The sequence below is a fragment of the Pseudarthrobacter sp. CC4 genome (genome assembly GCF_048957775.1).
Taxonomy (GTDB): Bacteria; Actinomycetota; Actinomycetes; order Actinomycetales; family Micrococcaceae; genus Arthrobacter.
Window position 1 is genome coordinate 94760 of the sequence record NZ_JARCCZ010000011.1, and the last position, 18933, is coordinate 113692.

19 protein-coding genes are annotated in these 18933 nt (G+C 66.9%); 11 read left to right on the top strand and 8 right to left on the bottom strand.

Translation table 11 applies throughout. The features are described 5' to 3' along the window. The first annotated feature begins 239 nt into the window (after positions 1-239). The 6 genes from PV768_RS09410 (at position 240) to PV768_RS09435 (ending at position 6159) form a co-directional block, all read left to right on the top strand. Positions 240-2363 (top strand): prolyl oligopeptidase family serine peptidase, encoded by a 2124-nt coding sequence (locus PV768_RS09410; protein ID WP_421092880.1) that lies wholly within the window; start codon positions 240-242, stop codon positions 2361-2363. A gap of 468 nt (positions 2364-2831) precedes the next feature. Beyond that, on the top strand, positions 2832-3341 hold the full coding sequence (locus PV768_RS09415) for an amino-acid N-acetyltransferase (protein ID WP_104996474.1): 510 nt from the start codon (positions 2832-2834) through the stop codon (positions 3339-3341). A 221-nt stretch (positions 3342-3562) separates the two neighbouring features. Continuing rightward, positions 3563-4564 carry a dihydroxyacetone kinase subunit DhaK gene (dhaK, locus tag PV768_RS09420; protein ID WP_157239700.1) on the top strand — a complete coding sequence of 334 codons (1002 nt, stop codon included), beginning with the start codon at positions 3563-3565 and terminating at the stop codon, positions 4562-4564. A gap of 2 nt (positions 4565-4566) precedes the next feature. Beyond that, positions 4567-5199 (top strand): dihydroxyacetone kinase subunit DhaL, encoded by a 633-nt coding sequence (gene dhaL, locus PV768_RS09425; RefSeq protein ID WP_321215085.1) that lies wholly within the window; start codon positions 4567-4569, stop codon positions 5197-5199. Beyond that, positions 5196-5888 (top strand): dihydroxyacetone kinase phosphoryl donor subunit DhaM, encoded by a 693-nt coding sequence (gene dhaM, locus PV768_RS09430; protein WP_157239698.1) that lies wholly within the window; start codon positions 5196-5198, stop codon positions 5886-5888. The genes dhaL and dhaM overlap by 4 nt, the downstream gene beginning before the upstream one ends. A gap of 94 nt (positions 5889-5982) precedes the next feature. Beyond that, positions 5983-6159 (top strand): hypothetical protein, encoded by a 177-nt coding sequence (locus PV768_RS09435; protein ID WP_321215087.1) that lies wholly within the window; start codon positions 5983-5985, stop codon positions 6157-6159. 44 nt (positions 6160-6203) lie between these two features. Here the strand turns inward: PV768_RS09435 and PV768_RS09440 are convergent, their stop codons facing one another. Together PV768_RS09440 and PV768_RS09445 are read right to left on the bottom strand one after the other, a co-directional pair. Then, positions 6204-6692 carry a hypothetical protein gene (locus PV768_RS09440; RefSeq protein WP_421092881.1) on the bottom strand — a complete coding sequence of 163 codons (489 nt, stop codon included), beginning with the start codon at positions 6690-6692 and terminating at the stop codon, positions 6204-6206. A 159-nt stretch (positions 6693-6851) separates the two neighbouring features. Then, positions 6852-7769 (bottom strand): A/G-specific adenine glycosylase, encoded by a 918-nt coding sequence (locus PV768_RS09445; RefSeq protein ID WP_421092917.1) that lies wholly within the window; start codon positions 7767-7769, stop codon positions 6852-6854. Between the two features lie 192 nt (positions 7770-7961). On the opposite strand from PV768_RS09445, the gene PV768_RS09450 reads away from it, so the two are divergent. Next, positions 7962-8642 (top strand): hypothetical protein, encoded by a 681-nt coding sequence (locus tag PV768_RS09450; RefSeq protein WP_157239694.1) that lies wholly within the window; start codon positions 7962-7964, stop codon positions 8640-8642. A 69-nt stretch (positions 8643-8711) separates the two neighbouring features. Here PV768_RS09450 and disA read toward each other — a convergent pair whose 3' ends face one another. The 3 genes from disA to PV768_RS09465 all read right to left on the bottom strand — a co-directional run bounded on the left by disA (position 8712) and on the right by PV768_RS09465 (position 10749). Continuing rightward, positions 8712-9788 carry a DNA integrity scanning diadenylate cyclase DisA gene (gene disA, locus PV768_RS09455; protein WP_321215090.1) on the bottom strand — a complete coding sequence of 359 codons (1077 nt, stop codon included), beginning with the start codon at positions 9786-9788 and terminating at the stop codon, positions 8712-8714. Between the two features lie 251 nt (positions 9789-10039). Further along, entirely contained in the window at positions 10040-10231 is a 192-nt protein-coding gene (locus tag PV768_RS09460) for a hypothetical protein (protein ID WP_157239691.1), read from the bottom strand. Between the two features lie 305 nt (positions 10232-10536). Then, on the bottom strand, positions 10537-10749 hold the full coding sequence (locus PV768_RS09465) for a hypothetical protein (RefSeq protein ID WP_231755145.1): 213 nt from the start codon (positions 10747-10749) through the stop codon (positions 10537-10539). A 262-nt stretch (positions 10750-11011) separates the two neighbouring features. Between PV768_RS09465 and PV768_RS09470 the strand changes: the two genes are divergently transcribed. After that, positions 11012-12625: a peptide chain release factor 3 gene (locus tag PV768_RS09470; protein ID WP_323057853.1), complete on the top strand. Its 1614-nt coding sequence runs from the start codon at positions 11012-11014 to the stop codon at positions 12623-12625. A 6-nt stretch (positions 12626-12631) separates the two neighbouring features. Continuing rightward, positions 12632-13876: a beta-ketoacyl-[acyl-carrier-protein] synthase family protein gene (locus tag PV768_RS09475; RefSeq protein WP_421092882.1), complete on the top strand. Its 1245-nt coding sequence runs from the start codon at positions 12632-12634 to the stop codon at positions 13874-13876. Positions 13877-14009: 133 nt separating this feature from the next. On the opposite strand, the gene PV768_RS09480 is transcribed toward PV768_RS09475, so the two are convergent. Continuing rightward, complete coding sequence (locus PV768_RS09480) at positions 14010-14483, bottom strand: NUDIX domain-containing protein (RefSeq protein ID WP_421092883.1); 474 nt, start codon at positions 14481-14483, stop codon at positions 14010-14012. A gap of 118 nt (positions 14484-14601) precedes the next feature. Between PV768_RS09480 and PV768_RS09485 the strand changes: the two genes are divergently transcribed. Further along, complete coding sequence (locus PV768_RS09485; protein WP_104996487.1) at positions 14602-14871, top strand: hypothetical protein; 270 nt, start codon at positions 14602-14604, stop codon at positions 14869-14871. Here PV768_RS09485 and radA read toward each other — a convergent pair whose 3' ends face one another. Next, on the bottom strand, positions 14872-16245 hold the full coding sequence (gene radA / locus PV768_RS09490) for a DNA repair protein RadA (RefSeq protein ID WP_157239683.1): 1374 nt from the start codon (positions 16243-16245) through the stop codon (positions 14872-14874). A gap of 117 nt (positions 16246-16362) precedes the next feature. Then, a complete protein-coding gene (locus PV768_RS09495; RefSeq protein ID WP_157239678.1) occupies positions 16363-17490 on the bottom strand; it encodes an FUSC family protein in 1128 nt (375 codons plus the stop codon). 257 nt (positions 17491-17747) lie between these two features. Between PV768_RS09495 and pstS the strand changes: the two genes are divergently transcribed. Continuing rightward, positions 17748-18869 (top strand): phosphate ABC transporter substrate-binding protein PstS, encoded by a 1122-nt coding sequence (gene pstS, locus PV768_RS09500; RefSeq protein ID WP_321215094.1) that lies wholly within the window; start codon positions 17748-17750, stop codon positions 18867-18869. The last annotated feature ends 64 nt before the right edge of the window (positions 18870-18933 follow it).

Genomic DNA, 18933 nt, shown 5'->3' on the forward strand with positions numbered 1-18933 from the left:
ACACAAATGACCCCGGCCCCTCCGCTTCGCGTGAGGCGCGCCTATGCACGAGGCGACGGACATCAGGCATTTATGTAGGCGCCGTCAAAGCGAGGAACGAGCAGGCGCCGGGAAATGTCTGATGGTCGTCGCCGGAGCGGACCCGGGCGCCCTGCCTCCCCTTTGAACTTGAGCGCCGGCGTCGTTCCGTGGGTAGGTAGCGGTTTGTGATGTAGGACACGGTCGGGTTGAATCGGGGCATGGCTAACTTGGAACCGGCGATCCCGGATGAGCGACCTTTGACCCCTTTTCATGATTTGGACCATTATTTGTCAATCCCGCGGGTAAGTGGCCTCGCCCTGAGCCCGGACGGCACCCGGCTGGTCACTACCGTGACCACCCTGAACGGGAAAGGCACCGAATTCGGTACCGCCCTGTGGGAGCTGGATCCCGCGGGGCAAAAGCACGCCCGGCGGATTACCCGCAGCGCCAAGGGTGAGGCGGGGGCGGCGTTCGCCGCCAACGGGGACGTCTATTTCACCTCCGCGCGGCCGGACCCGGACAGCCCCGAGGAGGAGCCCGTCAAGGCGCTCTGGCTGCTTCCCGCGGACGGCGGCGAAGCCCGCGTGGTGTTGAACCGGGCCGGCGGAGTGGGCGCCGTGCTGACGGCCCGGAACGCCGACGCCGCCTTCGTGACCGCGGAGGTCCTGGCCGGTTCCGCCGACGAAGAGGAGGACGCCGAACGCCGAAAATCTCGGAAGGACCGCAAGGTCTCCGCCATCCTGCACAGTGAATATCCGGTCCGGTACTGGGACGCGGACCTGGGACCGGGCCAGCCCCGGATCTTCGCGGTTGAGCCGGGCGAAGCACAGGACGGCGGCAAACCGGCAACCGTCGATGCCACCGCGCCGCTGGTCCTGCGGAACCTCACACCGGATGCCGGACCCAGGCTGCGGGAGGCGGAAACCGTGGTCAGCCCCGATGGCAAAACCATCTACACGAGCTACACCAAGCCGCTGGCCAAGGCCGACAGCAGGTCCATCCTGGTGGCCGTGGACGTGGCCTCCGGCAGCACCAAGGTGCTTCTGGACGAGGAGGGCATGAGCTTTTTCCCGGGTCCCGTCAGCCCCGACGGCAGCACCCTGGCAGTTGTCAGCGAAAGCGACACCACGCCGCAGGAGGCCCCGCAGGTCAAGCTCCACCTGCTGGACGTAGCGGGGGAAGGCGGAGACGCCCCGGGCGGCCTGGTGCCGCTGGCTCACGACTGGGACCGGTGGCCCAAGCCCGCTGCCTGGCTTCCGGACGGGTCCGCCCTCCTGGTCACCGCGGACGACGACGGCGCGTCGCCGGTCTTCCGGATCAGCGTCCCCGCCGGCGCGGCTGAAGTAAGTGTCGCCCGGGTGACGCAGGACGCTGCGGCCTACTCCGACGTCGTGGTTTCGCCGGACGGACGCAGCGCCTACGCCCTGCGGAGCTCCTACGAGTTCCCGCCTGAAGCGGTACGGCTGGACCTGCGGACGGGCGAGGCCACGCGGCTGCCCGCCCCCGCGGAGCGGCCGGTGCGCCCCGGCAGGCTGGAACGCATCGCTGCGACGGCGGCGGACGGGGCCCGTGTCCCGGCCTACCTGGCGCTGCCGGAGGGCGCGTCAGCGGAGTCTCCGGCGCCCATGCTCCTGTGGATCCATGGTGGACCGCTGGGGTCCTGGAACGCCTGGACCTGGCGGTGGAACCCGTGGCTGATGACTGCCAGGGGCTATGCGGTCCTCCTGCCCGATCCTGCGCTCTCCACCGGGTACGGCCAGGCCCACATCCAGCGCGGGTGGGGAGCCTGGGGCAAAGCACCGTACGCGGACCTGATGGCGGTCACGGACGCCGCGGTCCAGCGGCCCGACATCGACGCCGGCCGCACCGCCGCCATGGGAGGGTCCTTCGGCGGCTACATGGCCAACTGGGTGGCAGGGCAGACCGACCGGTTCAGGGCAATCGTGACGCACGCGAGCCTGTGGGCGCTGGACCAGTTCGGCCCCACCACGGACGCCTCGCAGTACTGGCTGAAGGAAATGACAGAAGAGATGGCGCTGGACAATTCACCGCACCTTCACGTCGAAAACATCGGCACGCCCATGCTGGTGATCCATGGGGACAAGGACTACCGGGTGCCCATCGGCGAGGGGCTGCGGCTTTGGTACGAGCTGCTGTCCAAGTCAAAGCTCGCCGCGGACCAGGACGGGCAGACGCCGCATCGGTTCCTGTATTTTCCGGACGAGAACCACTGGGTGCTCCAGCCGCAGCATTCAAAGGTCTGGTATCAGGTTGTGGAGTCATTCCTGGCCAGGAATGTCCTAGACCAGGACGTGCCACTGCCCGCCGAACTCGGGCTGTAGCCTTTCCGGCAGGGTTTAGGGAACGCCCTTTTCGGGCAAAGCCACTATTCAGGCAATGCCCCTATTCAGGCAAAGCACCGCCCGCTCCCAAAAAGGGAGCGGGCGGGGCTTTGCAAAGGCCTTTTGCTGGCTGTGCCCTCATCGTCGAAAAGAAATGGCGGCCCGGATAAGGAAAGCCGGCGGCAGTTTCCGGCCGGATGGAAAGCCGTACAGCCAAAAAATTACCGGCCCCGCACAGGGAAAGGAAGTACAAAAGGGCGGCAAGCTGACAGATGCGGAGTCCCGCAATTCCATCGGGAAGCAGTCCAGGTGGCATTCCCGGCCGTGTGACTAACCCACCAGGCGCCCGGCTGCGCGGCATTTGTGCGGGCCCCGGAAACACCCGGCGGCACTGTCAAACGGACAGGAAATACCCGGAAAGACGGTCGCGGTGGGGCTGCCTTCGTGACCGCGAACTAGGATTGCCCTGTGACTGACTCCTTTCATATTCGCCCTGCCCGAACCGGTGACGTCCCCGCCATCAAGAAGCTGGTGGCGCCGCTGGCGGAGCAGCGGATCCTCATGGCCAAGGAGACGGTGGCCTACTACGAAAGCCTGCAGGAGTTTCGGATCGCTGAATCCAGCGACGGCGAGGTCATTGGCTGCGGCGCGCTGCACGTCATGTGGGAAGACCTAGCCGAAGTCCGCACGCTCGCTGCTTCCCAGGACTGGCGCGGCAAGGGAGTAGGGCACGTGCTGGTGGAAAGCCTCCTGGATGAAGCCCGGGCCCTTGGCGTCTCCCGTGTTTTCTGCCTGACGTTCGAGGTGGACTTCTTCAAGCGCCACGGGTTCGACGTCATGGCCGACCAGTCAGCAGTTGATCCCGTGGTTTATTCGGAACTCCTCCGCTCGCATGATGAGGGTGTTGCCGAGTTCCTGGACCTCGCGCGGGTCAAGCCCAACACCCTGGGCAACACACGCATGATCAAAGTGCTGTAGCAGCCACCTGATCTGTGAGGACTTGTTTTATTCGATTTGATGGATAAACTGGCTGAGGCCGGGATGGGGGGCCCACAGAAAGGGACAGTCATTTGGGGGCTGTCCCTTTCCTGCGTCTGCCGCCGGGCCGGATTGCCGGGCTGGGATCCCTACCGCCATCCGGCCTGCCGGTAGTAGGGTCAAAGTGACATTCTCCAGGCAGTAGAACCAGGAGCGCCGCCATGAAAAAACTCATTAACGATCCCCGGGCCGTAGTCGATGAATCAGTGCAGGGCTTTGGCCTGGCCCACGCCGACTTGGTTACCGTCAGCTCAGATCCAACGTTCATCACGCGCAAAGACGCGCCTGTGAACGGCAAGGTGGGCCTGGTCTCCGGAGGCGGCAGCGGGCACGAGCCGTTGCACGCCGGCTTTGTGGGGCGGGGAATGCTCGACGCCGCCGTGCCGGGGGCGGTGTTCACCTCGCCGACGCCGGACCAGATCCTTCCGGCCACCCTCGCGGTCAACTCGGGGGCCGGCGTCGTCCATATCGTGAAGAACTACACCGGCGACGTCCTGAACTTTGAGACGGCAGCCGAACTGGCGGAAGCCGAGGGCGTCAGCATCCGCACGGTCCTGGTGAACGACGACGTCGCGGTCGAGGACTCCCTGTACACCGCAGGCCGCCGCGGCGTAGGCGGGACGGTGCTGGTGGAGAAGATTGCCGGTGCCGCCGCCGAAAGGGGCGATGACCTGGAGGCTGTGGCCGCCATCGGCGAACGGGTCAACGCCAATGTCCGCACCATGGGCGTGGCCCTGTCCGCCTGCACCGTCCCGCATGCAGGCTCGCCCAGCTTTGACCTGGCCGAGGACGAGATTGAAATCGGCATCGGCATCCACGGAGAGCCCGGGCGCCACCGCATCCCCATGGAGAATGCCGACGGCATTACGGACCGGCTGCTGGAACCCGTGCTGGCCGATCTGGGTATCACGTCGGGGGATAAAGTCCTGCTGTTCGTCAACGGCATGGGCGGCACGCCGCTGAGTGAGCTGTACATCGTCTACCGGCGGGCTGCGCAGGTCCTGGCCGAGCGGGGCGCCGCCGTGGAGCGTTCACTGGTGGGCAACTACATCACTTCCCTGGAGATGCAGGGCTGCTCCATCTCAGTACTGAGGCTGGATGACGAGCTAACGGACTTGTGGGACGCACCGGTGCACACGGCAGCACTGCGCTGGGGCGTGTAGCAGTGCCCCTGGACGTCACCTGGGCGGTGAAGTGGCTGACGCTGTCCGCGCAGGCAATGGCAGAAAACCGGGTCTACCTGATTGAACTCGACCGCGCCATCGGCGATTCGGACCACGGGGAAAACATGGACCGGGGTTTCCAAGCCGTCCTGTCGAAGCTGGCGGAGGCGCCCCCGGAGACACCCGGGGCTGCCTTGAAACTTACCGCGATGACCCTGATGTCCAAGGTCGGCGGGGCTGCCGGCCCTCTGTACGGCACGGCCTTCCTCCGGGCGGCCACGTCCCTGGGGGACTCCGCGGAAATCGATCCGGCCGCGTGGGCAAACGCCCTGGCCGCAGCCCGGGACGGCATTGTGGCCCGCGGGAAGGCCGAATCCGGGGACAAGACAATGGTGGATGCCTGGACTCCGGCGGCGGAGGCAGCGCAAAAGGCTGCGCTGAACGGCGGTTCGGATGTCCTGGCGGTCCTGGTTGCAGCAGCCGAGGCCGCCGAAGCCGGTGCCGTCGCCACCGATCCCATGGTGGCGCGCAAAGGCCGCGCGAGTTACCTTGGGGAGCGCAGCGCCGGTCACCGGGACCCCGGCGCCGCCTCCTCAGCGCTGATTCTCCGCGCCGCGGTGGGGGCAGCTGCATGACCGTGAGCCTTGTGGTGGTCTCCCACAGCGGGAAGATTGCCGACGGCGCTGCCGAGCTTGCCGCCCAGATGGCACCCGACGTCGTGGTCCTGACCGCCGGAGGCACCTCGGACGGCAGGATCGGCACCAGCCTCGAAAAGGTCCTGGCCGCGCTGGACAAGGCTGGCAGCGGGGGCACTGTGATCCTCACCGACCTGGGGTCCGCGGTGATGACTGCCGAGTCCGCGCTGGAGTTCGCGGAAAACGCCGAAGACATGGTGCTGGCCGACGCGCCGCTCGTGGAGGGACTCGTGGCAGCAGCCGTTGCGGCCCAGGGCGGTGCGGATATGCAGGCAGTCAAGCGGGCGGCGGAAGCTGCGGGTGGTCCGGTCCGCGACCAGGAACAACCGCCCCTCAGCAGCGTTGAGGAAGGACGCGTCACCGGAGGGGGCCCGGACTTCACCGGGGACTTTGAGCTGGTCAACCTGGCGGGGATGCACGCGCGCCCGGCGGCGAAGATCGCCGGCGGCCTGTCCGCAATGGATGCCGAGGTGACCGTGAACGGGGTGGACGGGGCATCCATGACAGGACTGATGACGCTCGCCGCGGGGAAGGGGTCCGTGCTGCATGTGGAAGCCTGGGGTGCCGACGCGGAGCGGGCCGTGAACTATGTTGGCGGGCTGGTGCAGGCCGGGTTCGGGGAACCCTGAAGCTGGCCGCACCCGGAATCCGGGCCGGCCCAAATCAGCGCATGGCGGTGTGTTCTTGAGGACCATGGCCGCTCCTGGCAATATGCTCGATGCCATGGAAATGCCCCAGCCCGAAGACAGCTCCGCGGATATCGAAGTACTGGACGGGCAGACGTCCGTCGAGGAGCTGCTGGCCGACCTGGGGTTTGAGTGGCGGCACGGCAGCCCCGCCCAGGAGCCGGCACCGGCCACCGCTGTCGGCAACGCCTTCGGCCAGCCGGCACTGTTCTAACGGCCGTTCTCCCGGGCCTTTTCGAAGGATCGGCCGTCCGGGAGTCAGCCGCTCTGGTGCAGCCCTTCGGCATCCAGCACCAGCGACGCCGTAATGAACCGGCCGCAATGCTCCCCGAACGGATACTCGCCCCGCGGGCGGAATTCCAGCGTATGCACCGGCAGGGCAGCCCCGTCCGGGCCCGTTCCTGCAGCGGTCGCCGTCATCGGTGATTCGGTCAGGGTGTCCAGGAACAGCGTGGCAAGTTTCGTCCCGTCGGGGGAAGCCGTGGCCGAGCAGACCCCGACGGTGCAGCCCTGGTCGATCGACGCGCTTCCGGGCCGGAGCTCCACGTTATCCTCCTTGCAGGTGCCGTCCTGGCAGGCCTTCAAGTGGAGGGCTGCAACCTGCGGGGCGTAGCTTGCCGGCACGGTTACCGAAACGGCAGTGGCCTGGGCGATGGCAGGGCACGGGGCGGCGCCGGGGCCCGGGCCGCAAGCCGTGGCGAGTCCCGCCGTCGTCATCAGTGCCAAAAGCAGCCCATGCTTGCGCATACTTCCAGCGTAGGCGCGGGGGGCCGCGGCGCCCCGCGCCGGGGCCAACTGATGCCCGCATTGTTATTCCCGGGCGGCGCTGGCTGCCAAAAGGAGACCAGGCGCGGCGAGTTCTGCACCTTCCGCCGCCGTTCCTGCCGGCCCCGGAATGCGGTGCGCTCAGGCAGGCAGCCGGTAGCCGCCGTCGTGCATCTCCGCCAGACCGTCCGCGAGCAACCCTGCCAGCGCCCGCTCCAGCTGCTCCGGAGCGGAATTAAGCCTGTGCAAGGCCGCGAGCGGGACGCCCATGCCCGCCGGCGCGAAACCCAGGTCGGCGGGTTCCCGATAGAACATCTCGGCCGGCACCGGAGCCTCCGCCAGCCTCAGCACAGCCACCACGGCGCCTCGGACCTGGCGGTCCGTCCCGTGCCAGGCCTGGCCCTTGGGGACGTACGACGGCGGCGGCTCACCTGCCGCCCGCCAGGCGCAGAGGTCGTTGACCGGGCACGCGGCGCACTTGGGTGTCCGCGCCGTACACACGAGCGCCCCCAGTTCCATGACGGCCGCGTTCCACCGGACTGAAGAATGGTCCGCGGCCGGCAGGAGCGAAGCGGCAAGGCGCATCTCCGCCGCCGTGAGGGCCGGGGCCGGGAGGGCTGTGCCGGAGACCAGCCGGGCATGCACCCGCCGGATGTTGGTGTCCACCACGGTTTCCCTCCGCCCGTACGCGAAGGCAGCCACAGCGGCAGCGGTGTAGCTGCCCACCCCCGGAAGGGCCAGGAGTTCCGTGTAGCTGTCCGGGACCTTGCCGTTTTGGTCCCGGGTTATGGCCGCCGCCGCCGCATGCAGCCGAAGCGCGCGGCGCGGATACCCGAGCCGGCCCCAGGAGCGCACGGCTTCACCGGCAGGTTCTCCGGCGAGGCCTGACGGGGTGGGCCAGCGCCTCAACCACTCCTGCCAGACAGGGAGCACCCGCACCACCGGCGTCTGCTGCAGCATGATCTCGCTGACCAGGATGCCCCAGGGGGAGCAGCCGGGCTCACGCCAGGGCAGGTCGCGGGCGGTTTCGGCGAACCAGCCGTTGATGCGCTCGTGCAGCGTGTTGAGTCCTGCCGTGCCGCCGGCGGGGTGGCCAGAGCCGGCGGAAAAGGCGGCAGTGGGGGATGCAGTGTCGATGCCAACACTGTAATGGATGCGTCCGGGCAGGCCGAAAACGGGATGTGACCAGAACGTTGGCGGCGCGGCGGCGTGGTGGGTAGCAGAAGCGGGGCAGTTCCCTAGCCTAGAAGTATGGGCAGGCAAGGCAATTCATCAACACGTGGCGGGGCGCCGGCATCCGGTTCCACTGCCGTCCGCAAGCCAAGCGCGGCGGTTTACCGCCGCCGTCGGCTGTTTGTGGGCGGGGCGCTCCTGTTGGTCATCGCACTGGTGACTGGATTCGCGGTTGCCGGGGCGTTCAGCGGCAAGTCGGAGCAGGTTTCCTCCACCGACCCCGCAGCCGCAGCGTCCGCCGGTCCCGCGGCGTCACCTTCCGCGTCCGCCACCGAACCTGCCGCGACGCCCACGCCGTCGGCCACTCCAACATGCAACCAGAACCTGGTGACGGTGTCAGCCTCGACGGACAAGGCAGCCTACGGGCCGGAAGAGAACCCGATGCTCACGCTCAAGGTGACCAACGGCGGCACCATGCCTTGTGAGGTCAACATCGGCACGTCGCAGATGGAGTTCCTGGTGACCAGCGGCGCGGACCGGATTTTTTCCTCCCGTGACTGCCAGGCAAAGAGCGAGGACCTGCTGAAGGTGATCGCGCCCGGTGCCAGCGAGACGGCCAACTTCCCGTGGTCCCGCAACCGGAGCGTGGAGGGCTGCCAGCCTGTCGAAGCAAAGCCGGGCGGCGGCGGGGCGTACTACATCTTCACGGCGAGGCTCGGCTCCAAGGCCAGCCCCAAGGCCGTTTTCCAACTGCTTTAGCATCGAGTGCTCCGCAGTTGTCCTTTTGAGCCTCCAAAACGACAACTGCGGAGCACTCGATGGCGGTTGTTAGAGGAAGCGGTCCAGCAGGCTAGCTTCCGCCATCCGGCTGAGGCCTTCACGGACGGTGCGGGCGCGCTGGTCGCCGATGCCGTCCACCGTCATCAGGTCATCAATCGTGGCCGCCATCAGGAACTGCAGCCCGCCGAAGTGGTCAACAAGGCGGTCCGCAACAGCCTTGGGAACTGCCTTCAGCCCTGACAGCAGCCGGTAGCCGCGGGGCTGCACGACGGCATCGAGGTTGGCTTCGCCGCCCGCAAACCCCACGATTCCGGAAATCTTTCCGAGGTCGATCAGTTCCGTTGGACCGAGGTTGACCAGGGCGCTCACGGCTTTCTCGATGTCTTCGGCAGTGGCGTCCGGGGAACCGTAGTCGCGGATAATCACGTCGCTGCCGGGGCCGCGGCCCACCGTGAGTTCATCGAGCTGCAGGGACAGGAGCCTGCCGTCCTCGCCGAGCTCCAGGACGTACTGGGCGATTTCCTCGGAGATCCGGCGGACCATTTCCTGCCGCTGGAGGGTGACAGCCACGTCCCGCACGGTGACCATGGCTTCGATTTCCAGGGCGGAGAGCGAGCTGGTGACCTGGTCCAGGCGCGAGCGGTAGCGCTCCAGGGTGGCCAGCGCCTGGTTGGCGCGTGCCAGGACTTTCTCCGAGCCTTCCAGGACGTGGCGCAGGCCGTTGACGTAGAGGGCGATGATCTGCATGGACTGGCTGACGGAGATGACGGGCACGCCGGTCTGGATGGCAACGCGTTCGGCTGTGCGGTGCCGGGTGCCGGACTCCTGGGTCTCGATGCTGGAATCCGGGACCAGCTGGACGGCGGCGCGCAGGATGTTGCCGGCGTCCTTGTCGCAAATGATGGCGCCGTCCATTTTGGCGAGTTCGCGGAGCCGCGTGGGGGAAAAATCAATGCCGATATCGAAGCCGCCGGAGCAGATGGACTCGATGGTCCGGTCCGAGCCCAGGACGATCAGCGCGCCTGTCCGTCCCCGCAGGATCCGCTCAAGGCCGTCACGAAGGGGAGTGCCGGGTGCCACCCTGCCCAGGGTTGCCCTGAGTGATTCTTCGGGGCTCCGCGCCATAGGTGTTCCCTTCAAAGGTGCAGGCCGCCGCCCGCAAGAATGCCGGCTTCAGCAGGTTGCCGGCAGGACCAGAAAGTGCTCTGTTTCCCGCAAGCTCAATGATAGGGGTAAGGAACACCCTCTTCCGCACAGCCAAGCCCCAAAGTGCCCCATTAGGGGGTGCCGCGCAACGGCTCAGGAAAGCGTTCGACGGCGGGTGCTTGAGTGGGTACTTTGGCGGCTGGCCAGCGCCCGAGCGAACGGGTCCGGGCTTACTTCCGGTGCTCCTGGATCCACGGATTGATTGTTTCCGCCAGCCACCCCGGTGACTGTCCCAACTGGAAATCGGGGTTGGGAAGTTTTCCGCGGTTCTTCCAGACCCTGATCAGGCCGACGTCCTGGCCGGTTGCTTCAGCTATCTCCACGTAGCCAAGGAGCGGGATTGCTGGTTCTTCTGCCTGCATAAGTCATTTCCATCCCGCCCTTGGGCGTCGGGAGCCTGAAGTCCCTAACGAATGTCTGCGGACCTGGCGTAGGACAAGGCGGGCGAAGAATCATCGTCTGCCTCGACCCATGCCCTGAAATCCGTGTACGACATAAACGAGTAATAGTCGCAAAACTTCAACACGAGCTTCTCGCTCTTGCTCATGCTCTTGGTGCTCCTCCTTTCTCACATGACACTAAAAGTGTAATGCGGCATTACAGCGTCTGCAATGCCGCATTACAGGCAGGCACGTCCTGTGTTCCGGATGTTCAGCTGGTGGCGCGGTCAGCGCATCCGTTCCCGCAGCATCCGCTCCAGGTCCTTGCTGACCTTCGAAAGGGACGCCGCCCGGAGGGCTTTCTGTTCGGCCGGGGTCTGGGTTCCCCGGCGCGGGCGCTCCGCATTTCCGAGCGAATCGGGATCCCGCATCAAGGCGGGTGCCAGGCCGGTGGCCAGGGGATCGAAGAACAGGTTGCCGGAATAGGAGAGACCCTGCACAGCCGCTCAGATCCTTACCATGCGGCGCCGGGGGCATCCGTGCGCCGGGGTGTCGTTGGTGTTCATGCGGTCACGCTAGCCCGGCGTCATTTCGCGGCTTTGAACGTGCCGTTTCGCGGGCGTTAAGCGCCGCCGCCGCCGGTTTGCCGCCCTGCGATAAACTGGAACTTGGCTGTTTGCCAGCCCCGTTTCCCCGGCCCCACCGCCTCAGTGCCCTGCGAGGCAGCGCCCGGGCAGTCCCAACCGCAGCGAAAGTAGCACCGTGTCCCAAGATGTCCTGACCCCCGCCCGGATCTCCGGTATCCACAAAGAGGCGGGCCGTCGCCGGACCTTTGCTGTCATTTCGCACCCCGACGCCGGCAAGTCCACGCTCACCGAAGCGCTGGCCCTGCACGCGAAGGTGATTGGCACCGCCGGTGCCTCCAGCGGCAAGGCCAACCGCAAGGAAACCGTCTCTGACTGGATGCAGATGGAGAAGGACCGCGGCATTTCCATCAGCTCCGCGGCGCTGCAGTTCTCCTACCGGGACACCGTCATCAACCTCCTGGACACCCCGGGCCACGCGGACTTCTCCGAGGACACCTACCGCGTGCTGGCCGCCGTCGACTGCGCCGTCATGCTCGTGGACGCCGCCAAGGGCCTGGAAACCCAGACCATGAAGCTGTTCGAAGTCTGCAAGCAGCGGAACCTGCCCATCATCACCGTCATCAACAAGTGGGACCGGCCCGGCCTGGACGCCCTTGCCCTGATGGATGAAATCACCGAGCGCACGGGCTTGCAGCCAATGCCGCTCACGTGGGCAGTAGGCATCTCCGGCGACTTCCGTGGCGTCTGGGACCTCCGCAATGACCGGTTCGCCCGGTTCCAGCGCAACAACGCCGGCGCCCAGATCGCCATCACCGAGTACTTCACTCCTGAGGAAGCTGCGGAGAGCCAGGGCAGCAACTGGTCCGACGCCGTGGACGAGGCCGGCCTGGTCATCGAATCGAACCTGGAGTTCGACGTCGAAAGCTTCCACGCCGGCAAGGCAACCCCCATCCTGTTCAGCTCCGCCGCGCTGAACTTCGGCGTCAAGGAACTGCTGGACGCGCTGGTGGACTTCGCCCCGCCGGCAGCTCCCCGCCCGGACATCGAGGGCAACCCCAGGCCGGTCGAGTCCCCGTTCTCCGGCTTCGTCTTCAAGGTCCAGGCCGGCATGAACAAGGCCCACCGGGACCACGTGGCCTTCATCCGCGTCTGCTCCGGCGTGTTCGAGCGCGGCATGGTGGTCACCCAGACCCGCACCGGCAAGTCCTTCGCTACCAAGTACGCCCAGCAGGTATTCGGCCGCGAACGCGAAGTGATCGACGAGGCATACCCCGGGGACGTCGTCGGCCTGGTCAACGCTTCCTCCCTTCGCGTGGGGGACAGCCTGTTCCTCGAGGGCCCGGTGGAGTACCCCGCCATCCCGCTGTTCGCCCCGGAGCATTTCCAGGTGGCGCGCTCCAAGGACCCCAGCAAGTTCAAGCAGTTCCGCCGCGGCATCGAGCAGCTCGAACACGAGGGCGTCATCCAGGTGCTCCGCTCCGACGTCCGCGGCGACCAGGCTCCGGTGCTTGCCGCCGTCGGCCCCATGCAGTTCGAAGTGGTGGAGGACCGCATGGCGCACGACTTCAACGCGCCCATGCGCCTGGAACGCCTGCCCTACTCACTGGCTCGGATTTCGACGGCGGATGCCATGCCTGCGCTTGCCAACGTACCGGGCGCGGAGGTGCTTTTGCGGTCCGACGGCGAATATCTCGCCCTGTTCAACGACGTCTGGGCGCTGCGGCGGATCGAGAAGAACCACCCCGACCTCACCCTCGTGCCCATCGGCACCCACAACCCAGCAAAGTAGCGAACCATGAACGCAGTCAAAGCCGGTGCAACACAACCCCGCGCGCTGGTCACCGGCGTCGGCACCATCAACCCGGTCGGCTCCTCCGTGCCCGAAACGTGGGCCGGCCTTGTGGCCGGAAAATCCGGGATCGCGCCGCTTGAGGAGGCGTGGGCCGAGCAGCTTCCGGTGAAGATGGCCGGACAGGTCACTGCTGATCTTTCCGGACACCTCAGCACCCGCGAAATGAAGCGCATGGACCGCTGCGGGCAGCTGGCGCTGATCGCAGCCCGCGAGGCCTGGAAACAGGCAGGCGCGCCGGAGGTCGATCCCGAGCGCTTCGCCGTGGTGATCGGCTCGGCGTACGGCGGGCTTGGCTCCACCCTGGAGCAGGACCGGACCCTCGCGGCGTCGGGCCCGCGCAAGGTTTCGCCGCACACCCTCACCCGGCTTATGGTCAACGGCCCGGCCGCCTGGGTGTCCATCGACCTCGGCGCCCGCGGCGGCGCCCGGACGCCTGTCAGCGCATGTGCCTCCGGGGCTGAGGCGATTGTCCAGGCAGCCGAGATGATCCGCTCCGGCGCTGCCGACGTCGTTATTGCCGGCGGCGTTGACGCCTCGGTCAACGACCTGGTGGTCACCGGCTTCTCCCAGATCCGCGCCCTGTCTACCCGCAATGACGATCCGCAGCGGGCATCGCGCCCGTTCGACGGCGGCCGGGACGGCTTTGTGCTCGCGGAGGGCGCCGGCGTGGTGGTGCTGGAGAGCGAAGAGCACGCGCGCGCCCGCGGAGCAGCTGTTCTGGGGGCAGTGGCCGGGGGAGCGGTGACGTCCGACGCGAACGACATTGTGGCCGCCGATCCTGCCATGCAGCGGCGGGTGATGCAGAAGGCGCTTGAGTCCGCCGGCATGACCGCCGGGGACATCGGCTTCGTGCACGCGCATGCCACGTCCACCCCTGTTGGGGACAGGCTCGAGGGCCAGGCCATCAACGCCATCTTCGGCGCCAGGATTCCGGTGACGTCCACCAAGGGGCACACCGGGCACCTGCTCGGCGGCGCGGGGGCGCTGGCCGCCGTCGTGGTGGTGGAAGCCCTGCGCACCGGGATGCTTCCCGGGACGCTGAACGTTGAGGTGCAGGACCCCGAGGTCGACCTAAACGTGGTCACCGAAGAAGTCCGCCGGCTCCAGCCGGGTACTCCGCCGGCCGGCCTGGTGAACGCCTTCGGTTTCGGCGGGCACAGCGTGGCCCTGGTGATTACTGGCGCTTAGGCCACTGCAACTCGGCCCATCACCCGTCGCGAAGTACATCGCACCCGCATGTGGACAACGCACCCCGGCGTGCGGGGGTGCAGGGACCATTGACGGGTGCCCGCAGCGCGGCGCGGGAGAGGCAGGGCAAGCCCTAGGATTCCGCGCGGACGAGTTGCACCAGGGCATCAAGGACCGGCAGCTGGCCCTTCACCAGCTTGGACCGGGCTTCCGGTTCCGGGAACCAGCGGGCATCGTCGGCTTCCGGGTACTGCTGGATGCGGCCTGAACCTTTGGGCCACTCCAGCGGAAAGGTGTTGCTGACAATCCGTTCCGGCTGGAAGTCATGCTCGGCTGCAAATACTGTGATGAGTTTGCCCGAGGGCTGTTTGAACTCCCCGAGAAGCCGGTAGTCCGCGTCGGGTGCGGGGGTTCCCATCTCCTCGGCAAACTCGCGCAGGGCCGCGGCCAGCGGGTCCTCGCCCACGGAGTATTCACCCTTGGGGACGGACCAGGCGTGCGCGTCCTTGCGGGCCCAGAACGGGCCGCCCATGTGGGCAATCCACACCTCCAGCAGGCCCGGGGCCGCCTGCCTGTACAGCAGGATTCCTGCACTCGTAACGGGCATTTGTCCTCCGGGAGATGGATATTCAACAACGAACAGAAGATGCCGTCCAACGTTAACCTGCAGTTCACGGCCCTGGTTTAGGTTATTCCTTCAGGCACTCTGCTCGAAGGGACCCGTCATGGCCAGTATCGCTGAGGTTTTGGGTCGGCTTACGCCGGAAGAACTTGAAGAGCTTCGCAGCCTTGGTCCGCAGGGCCACCTGCCGCGGCACCTGGTGGATGCCCTGGACCGGGCAGCCGGCGGGCCGGGCTCCGGCCGTGGCTACTACGTACCCACCGGAAACGTCACCGCCACGGGCGGGCCGCTGCTGGTGCTGCGCAGTGACGTGTCCGGCTGGCTTTTCAACGTTCACCGGGACGACCCCGATTCCTTGCCGCAGCACGGCTAGTTACCCGATCAGCAGGCTCAGGGCCTCGGTCAGGTGTTCCACCTCCCGCACTGAGAAGCCGGCCGGTATCGGGCCAGGCCCTGCATGGCTCGCGGGAACCACGGCATGGGTAAACCCGAGGCGGTGGGCCTCCTGGATGCGCTGGTTGATGCCCGGCACCGGACGTACCTCGCCGGCCAGGCCCACTTCTCCAAAGGCAATGAGCCGGATGGGCAGCGGTTTGCGGGCCTTGGCCGAGGCCACAGCCAGGGCAATGGCAAGGTCCGTGGCGGGTTCGCTGAGCTTCACCCCGCCCACTGTGGCCACGTACGAGTCGTCCTTGTGCAGGAGTGTTCCCGCGCGCTGCTGCAGCACGGCGAGCAGCATGGAGACCCGTGAACTGTCCAGCCCGCTGGTGGCCCGCCGCGGCTGCGAGTTGGGGCTTTCCGCGAGCAGCGACTGTACCTCGGCCAGCAGCGGCCGCCGGCCCTCCATGGTCACGGTGATGCAGGTTCCGGAAACCGGGTCCTTGGTGCGGCTGACAAAAAGCCCGCTGGGATCGGCGAGGCCTTCAATGCCGTTCTCGTTCAGGTCGAAGCAGCCGACGTCGTCGGTAGGCCCGTAACGGTTCTTGACCGCGCGCAGCATCCGCAGCCGCGAATGGCGTTCGCCCTCGAACTGGCACACCACGTCCACCAGGTGCTCCAGCAGCCGCGGCCCGGCGATGGAACCGTCCTTGGTCACGTGGCCCACCAGCAGGGTTGTCATGTTCCGGCGCTTGGCCGCGGCAATGATGGACGCGGCAACCTCCCGGACCTGGGACACGCCCCCGGCGCTGCCGTCAACATCGGCGCTGCTGAGGGTCTGCACCGAGTCCACGATCAGGAGCCGCGGCTCGATCTTCTCCACCTGCCCCAGCGCCTGGCCGAGGTCCGTTTCCGCGGAGAGATAGAGCGATTCAGCCACGGCGTCGATCCGCTCTGCGCGGAGCTTCACCTGCGCCGCGGACTCCTCCCCGGTCACGTACAGCACGTCCTGGGCCGTCCGGGCAAACTTGGCGGCCACGTCCAGCAGCAGCGTGGACTTGCCGACGCCGGGTTCGCCGGCCAGCAGGATGACGGCGCCCGGGACCAGTCCGCCGCCCAGCACCCTGTCCAGTTCATCAACGCCCGTGGGCAGGAATGCGGCGGTGGTGGCGTCCACCTCGGCAATGCGGCGGGCGGGCTCAAGGACCGTTGTGGCCGCCGTGGTACGCGCCACGGCGGTGCCGGTTTCCTCGACCGTGCCCCACGCCTGGCACTCGCCGCAGCGGCCCACCCATTTGACTGTGGTCCAGCCGCACTCGGCGCACTTGTAGGCGGGCGCCTTGGATGCCCGGGAAGTCTTCGTAGCCATGCGTCCAACCCTAGCGGCGGGCTCCGACAATTCAGGCCGCCGCCCTGTGGCACCGCCCTCAGGCTGCAGGAAGCTGTCCTCCAGGCCCACCCACCGGTTAATTAGGGCCACCGGCCACTACAGCGCCGGCAGCACGTCCCGGGCCTCGCTCGCGTCCATGCCCGTGGCCTCCAGCAGGTCCACCATCAGCGGCCGGTACAGCATCACCACCGTTTCGCCCTCCAGCCGCTGCACTTCCAGGAGCTTGGGGTGCAGGCGCAGGGCGATCTCGCTGAGGTCCCGGCGGGCCGTGCGCATGTGGGCGCGGCGGACGCCGTCGTGCGTTTCCGCCAAGCCGAGCGAAAGCTCGTCGATGGCGGCAGCGGTCTCCTGCAGCACCTCCGCGATGTTTTCCGTGGCTTCATCCGAAAGCGCCGCATGGTTGATGGCGCTGGTAAGCCGGCGCGCGAAGACGCGGCTGTTCCGCAGCGCCAGGTCGATGAAGTCCAGCGACTGTTTCAACTGGTCCAGTTCCTCCCGGTGCCTCCGGTAGGCGGGGGCCAGCCTGGCCACCTCACCGGAGGTGCGCAGCGACTGGCGCATGGCGTCCACCAGCGGCTGGCAGTTCCTACCCCGGATCAGGGCGTGCCAGGCCTGGGTGGAATCGCTGTTGTCCAGGGCGTTGGCGCATTCGCGCAGCACCTCGGCAAGCTCGTGGAGGAGATTCTTCACGTCCTTGCGGGGTTCGCGGCGCGGATCCTTGGGGACGAGGATGGTTACCAGCAGGGCAAACAGTCCGCCCACCACGGCGTCGATGCTCCGCGTGAAAGGCCCGCCGGCCGGCGCGGGGAGCAGGACGACCAGCAGCGACTGCAGGCCCAGCTGGGTGGTGAAGATATTGCCGCTGTCCAGGAAGCGGGCCAGCAGGATGGAGAAAAGAAGGACGACGGCGGCCTGCCAGATCCCGGGACCCAGCCAGTGCAGGAGCAGGTCGCCCACCGCAATGCCGATGGTGCAGCCCAGGCCAACCTCCACCACCCGCCGCAGCCTCGGCTCCCGGGAGAAACCAAGGGCAATCAGGGATGACGTGGCCGCGAACAGGGGGCCGGAATGCCCCAGCACGTACTCCGCGAAAGCGTAAGCTCCCACGGCGCAGACGGTCATCTGGACCGCAGGGAGCAGGGAGTTCCGGCTGCGGATCAGGCCTGTGCGGAAGCGGCCGCGCAGGAACCGCCTGCCTGCTGAGAGTCCTGCTGCGGGAGCCATGCCGTCCAGTGTATTTGCTGCCGGCCCCGTTTTATTTTCCGGTGCGCGGCGCCTTACGGCCGAACATGTGATCTGCGCAATGGTGACCGGGCATATGTCAACCAATATCCCGCCGCCGTTAATCCTCCGTTAACCTTGGGCAGCCCATCCCGTTACCTGCGGACCCTAACTTCGATGAAGGTACAAAACGTACGCATCGCGCAGCAGGGTTCTCCGTCCCTGACCGCAACTGAAAAACCCTGGAAGGGGTACATCTAGTGAAGGCACTCCGCTTCGGCCGCCACGCGGCTATCGCTGTCATCGCAGCCGGCGCTCTCGCGCTTACCTCCTGCGGTTCAGACAACGCCACGAACACCTCGCCCACCGGCAACCAGGCCTCTTCTGGCCCCAAGGTCACCGGCACCCTGACCGGCATCGGCGCATCCTCCACCGGTGCAGCCATGGACGCGTGGAAGGCAGGCTTCGCCTCCGCAAACCAGGGCGCCACCGTGCAGTACTCCCCGGACGGCTCCGGCGCCGGCCGCAAGGCCATCATCGACGGCTCAGCCCAGTTCGCCGGTTCGGACGCCTACCTCAAGGACGAAGAGCTCGAGGCCTCCAAGGCCGTGTGCGGTCCGGACGGCGCCATCAACATCCCGGTCTACATCTCCCCGATCGCCGTGGCCTTCAACCTGCCCGGCATCACGGACCTGAAGCTGGATGCAACCACGGTTGCCAAGATCTTCCGCGGCGAAATCGCCAAGTGGAACGATCCCTCCATCGCCGCCCTGAACGAGGGCGTCAGCCTGCCGGACCTCAAGGTCACCCCGGTGAACCGCTCGGATGACTCCGGTACCACCACCAACTTCACCGACTACCTGGCCTCTGCAGCACCCGAGGTCTGGACGGACAAGTCCTCCGGCGTATGGCCTGCCACCCTGCAGGGCGAAAACGCCAAGGGCACCTCCGGTGTGGTCAAGACCGTCACCGACACCCCCGGCGCCGTGACCTACGCTGATGACTCAGCTGTGGGCGGCAAGCTCGGCACCGCCTCCATCAAGGTGGGCAGCGAGTTCGTCAAGATCTCCGCCGACGCCGCAGCCAAGGCCGTCGAGGCAGGCAAGGCCGTTGAAGGCCGTTCAGCCAACGACGTCGCCATCAAGCTGGACCGCAAGACCACCGCATCGGGTGCCTACCCGGTGGTGCTGGTTTCCTACCACGTGGTCTGCAGCGCCTACGACAAGCAGGAAACCGTTGACCTGGTCAAGGCCTTCGAAAACTACGTAGTTTCCGAGGAAGGCCAGCAGGCCGCCGCGGACTCCGCCAAGTCGGCCCCGCTTTCCTCTACCCTTGCAGAGAAGGCAACTGCGGCTATCGACTCCATCAAGGTCAAGTCCTAATAACCGCTCTGAAACCGGGTTCCCCGCCTGCCGAAAGGCAGTGCGGGGAACTTGGCATTGGACA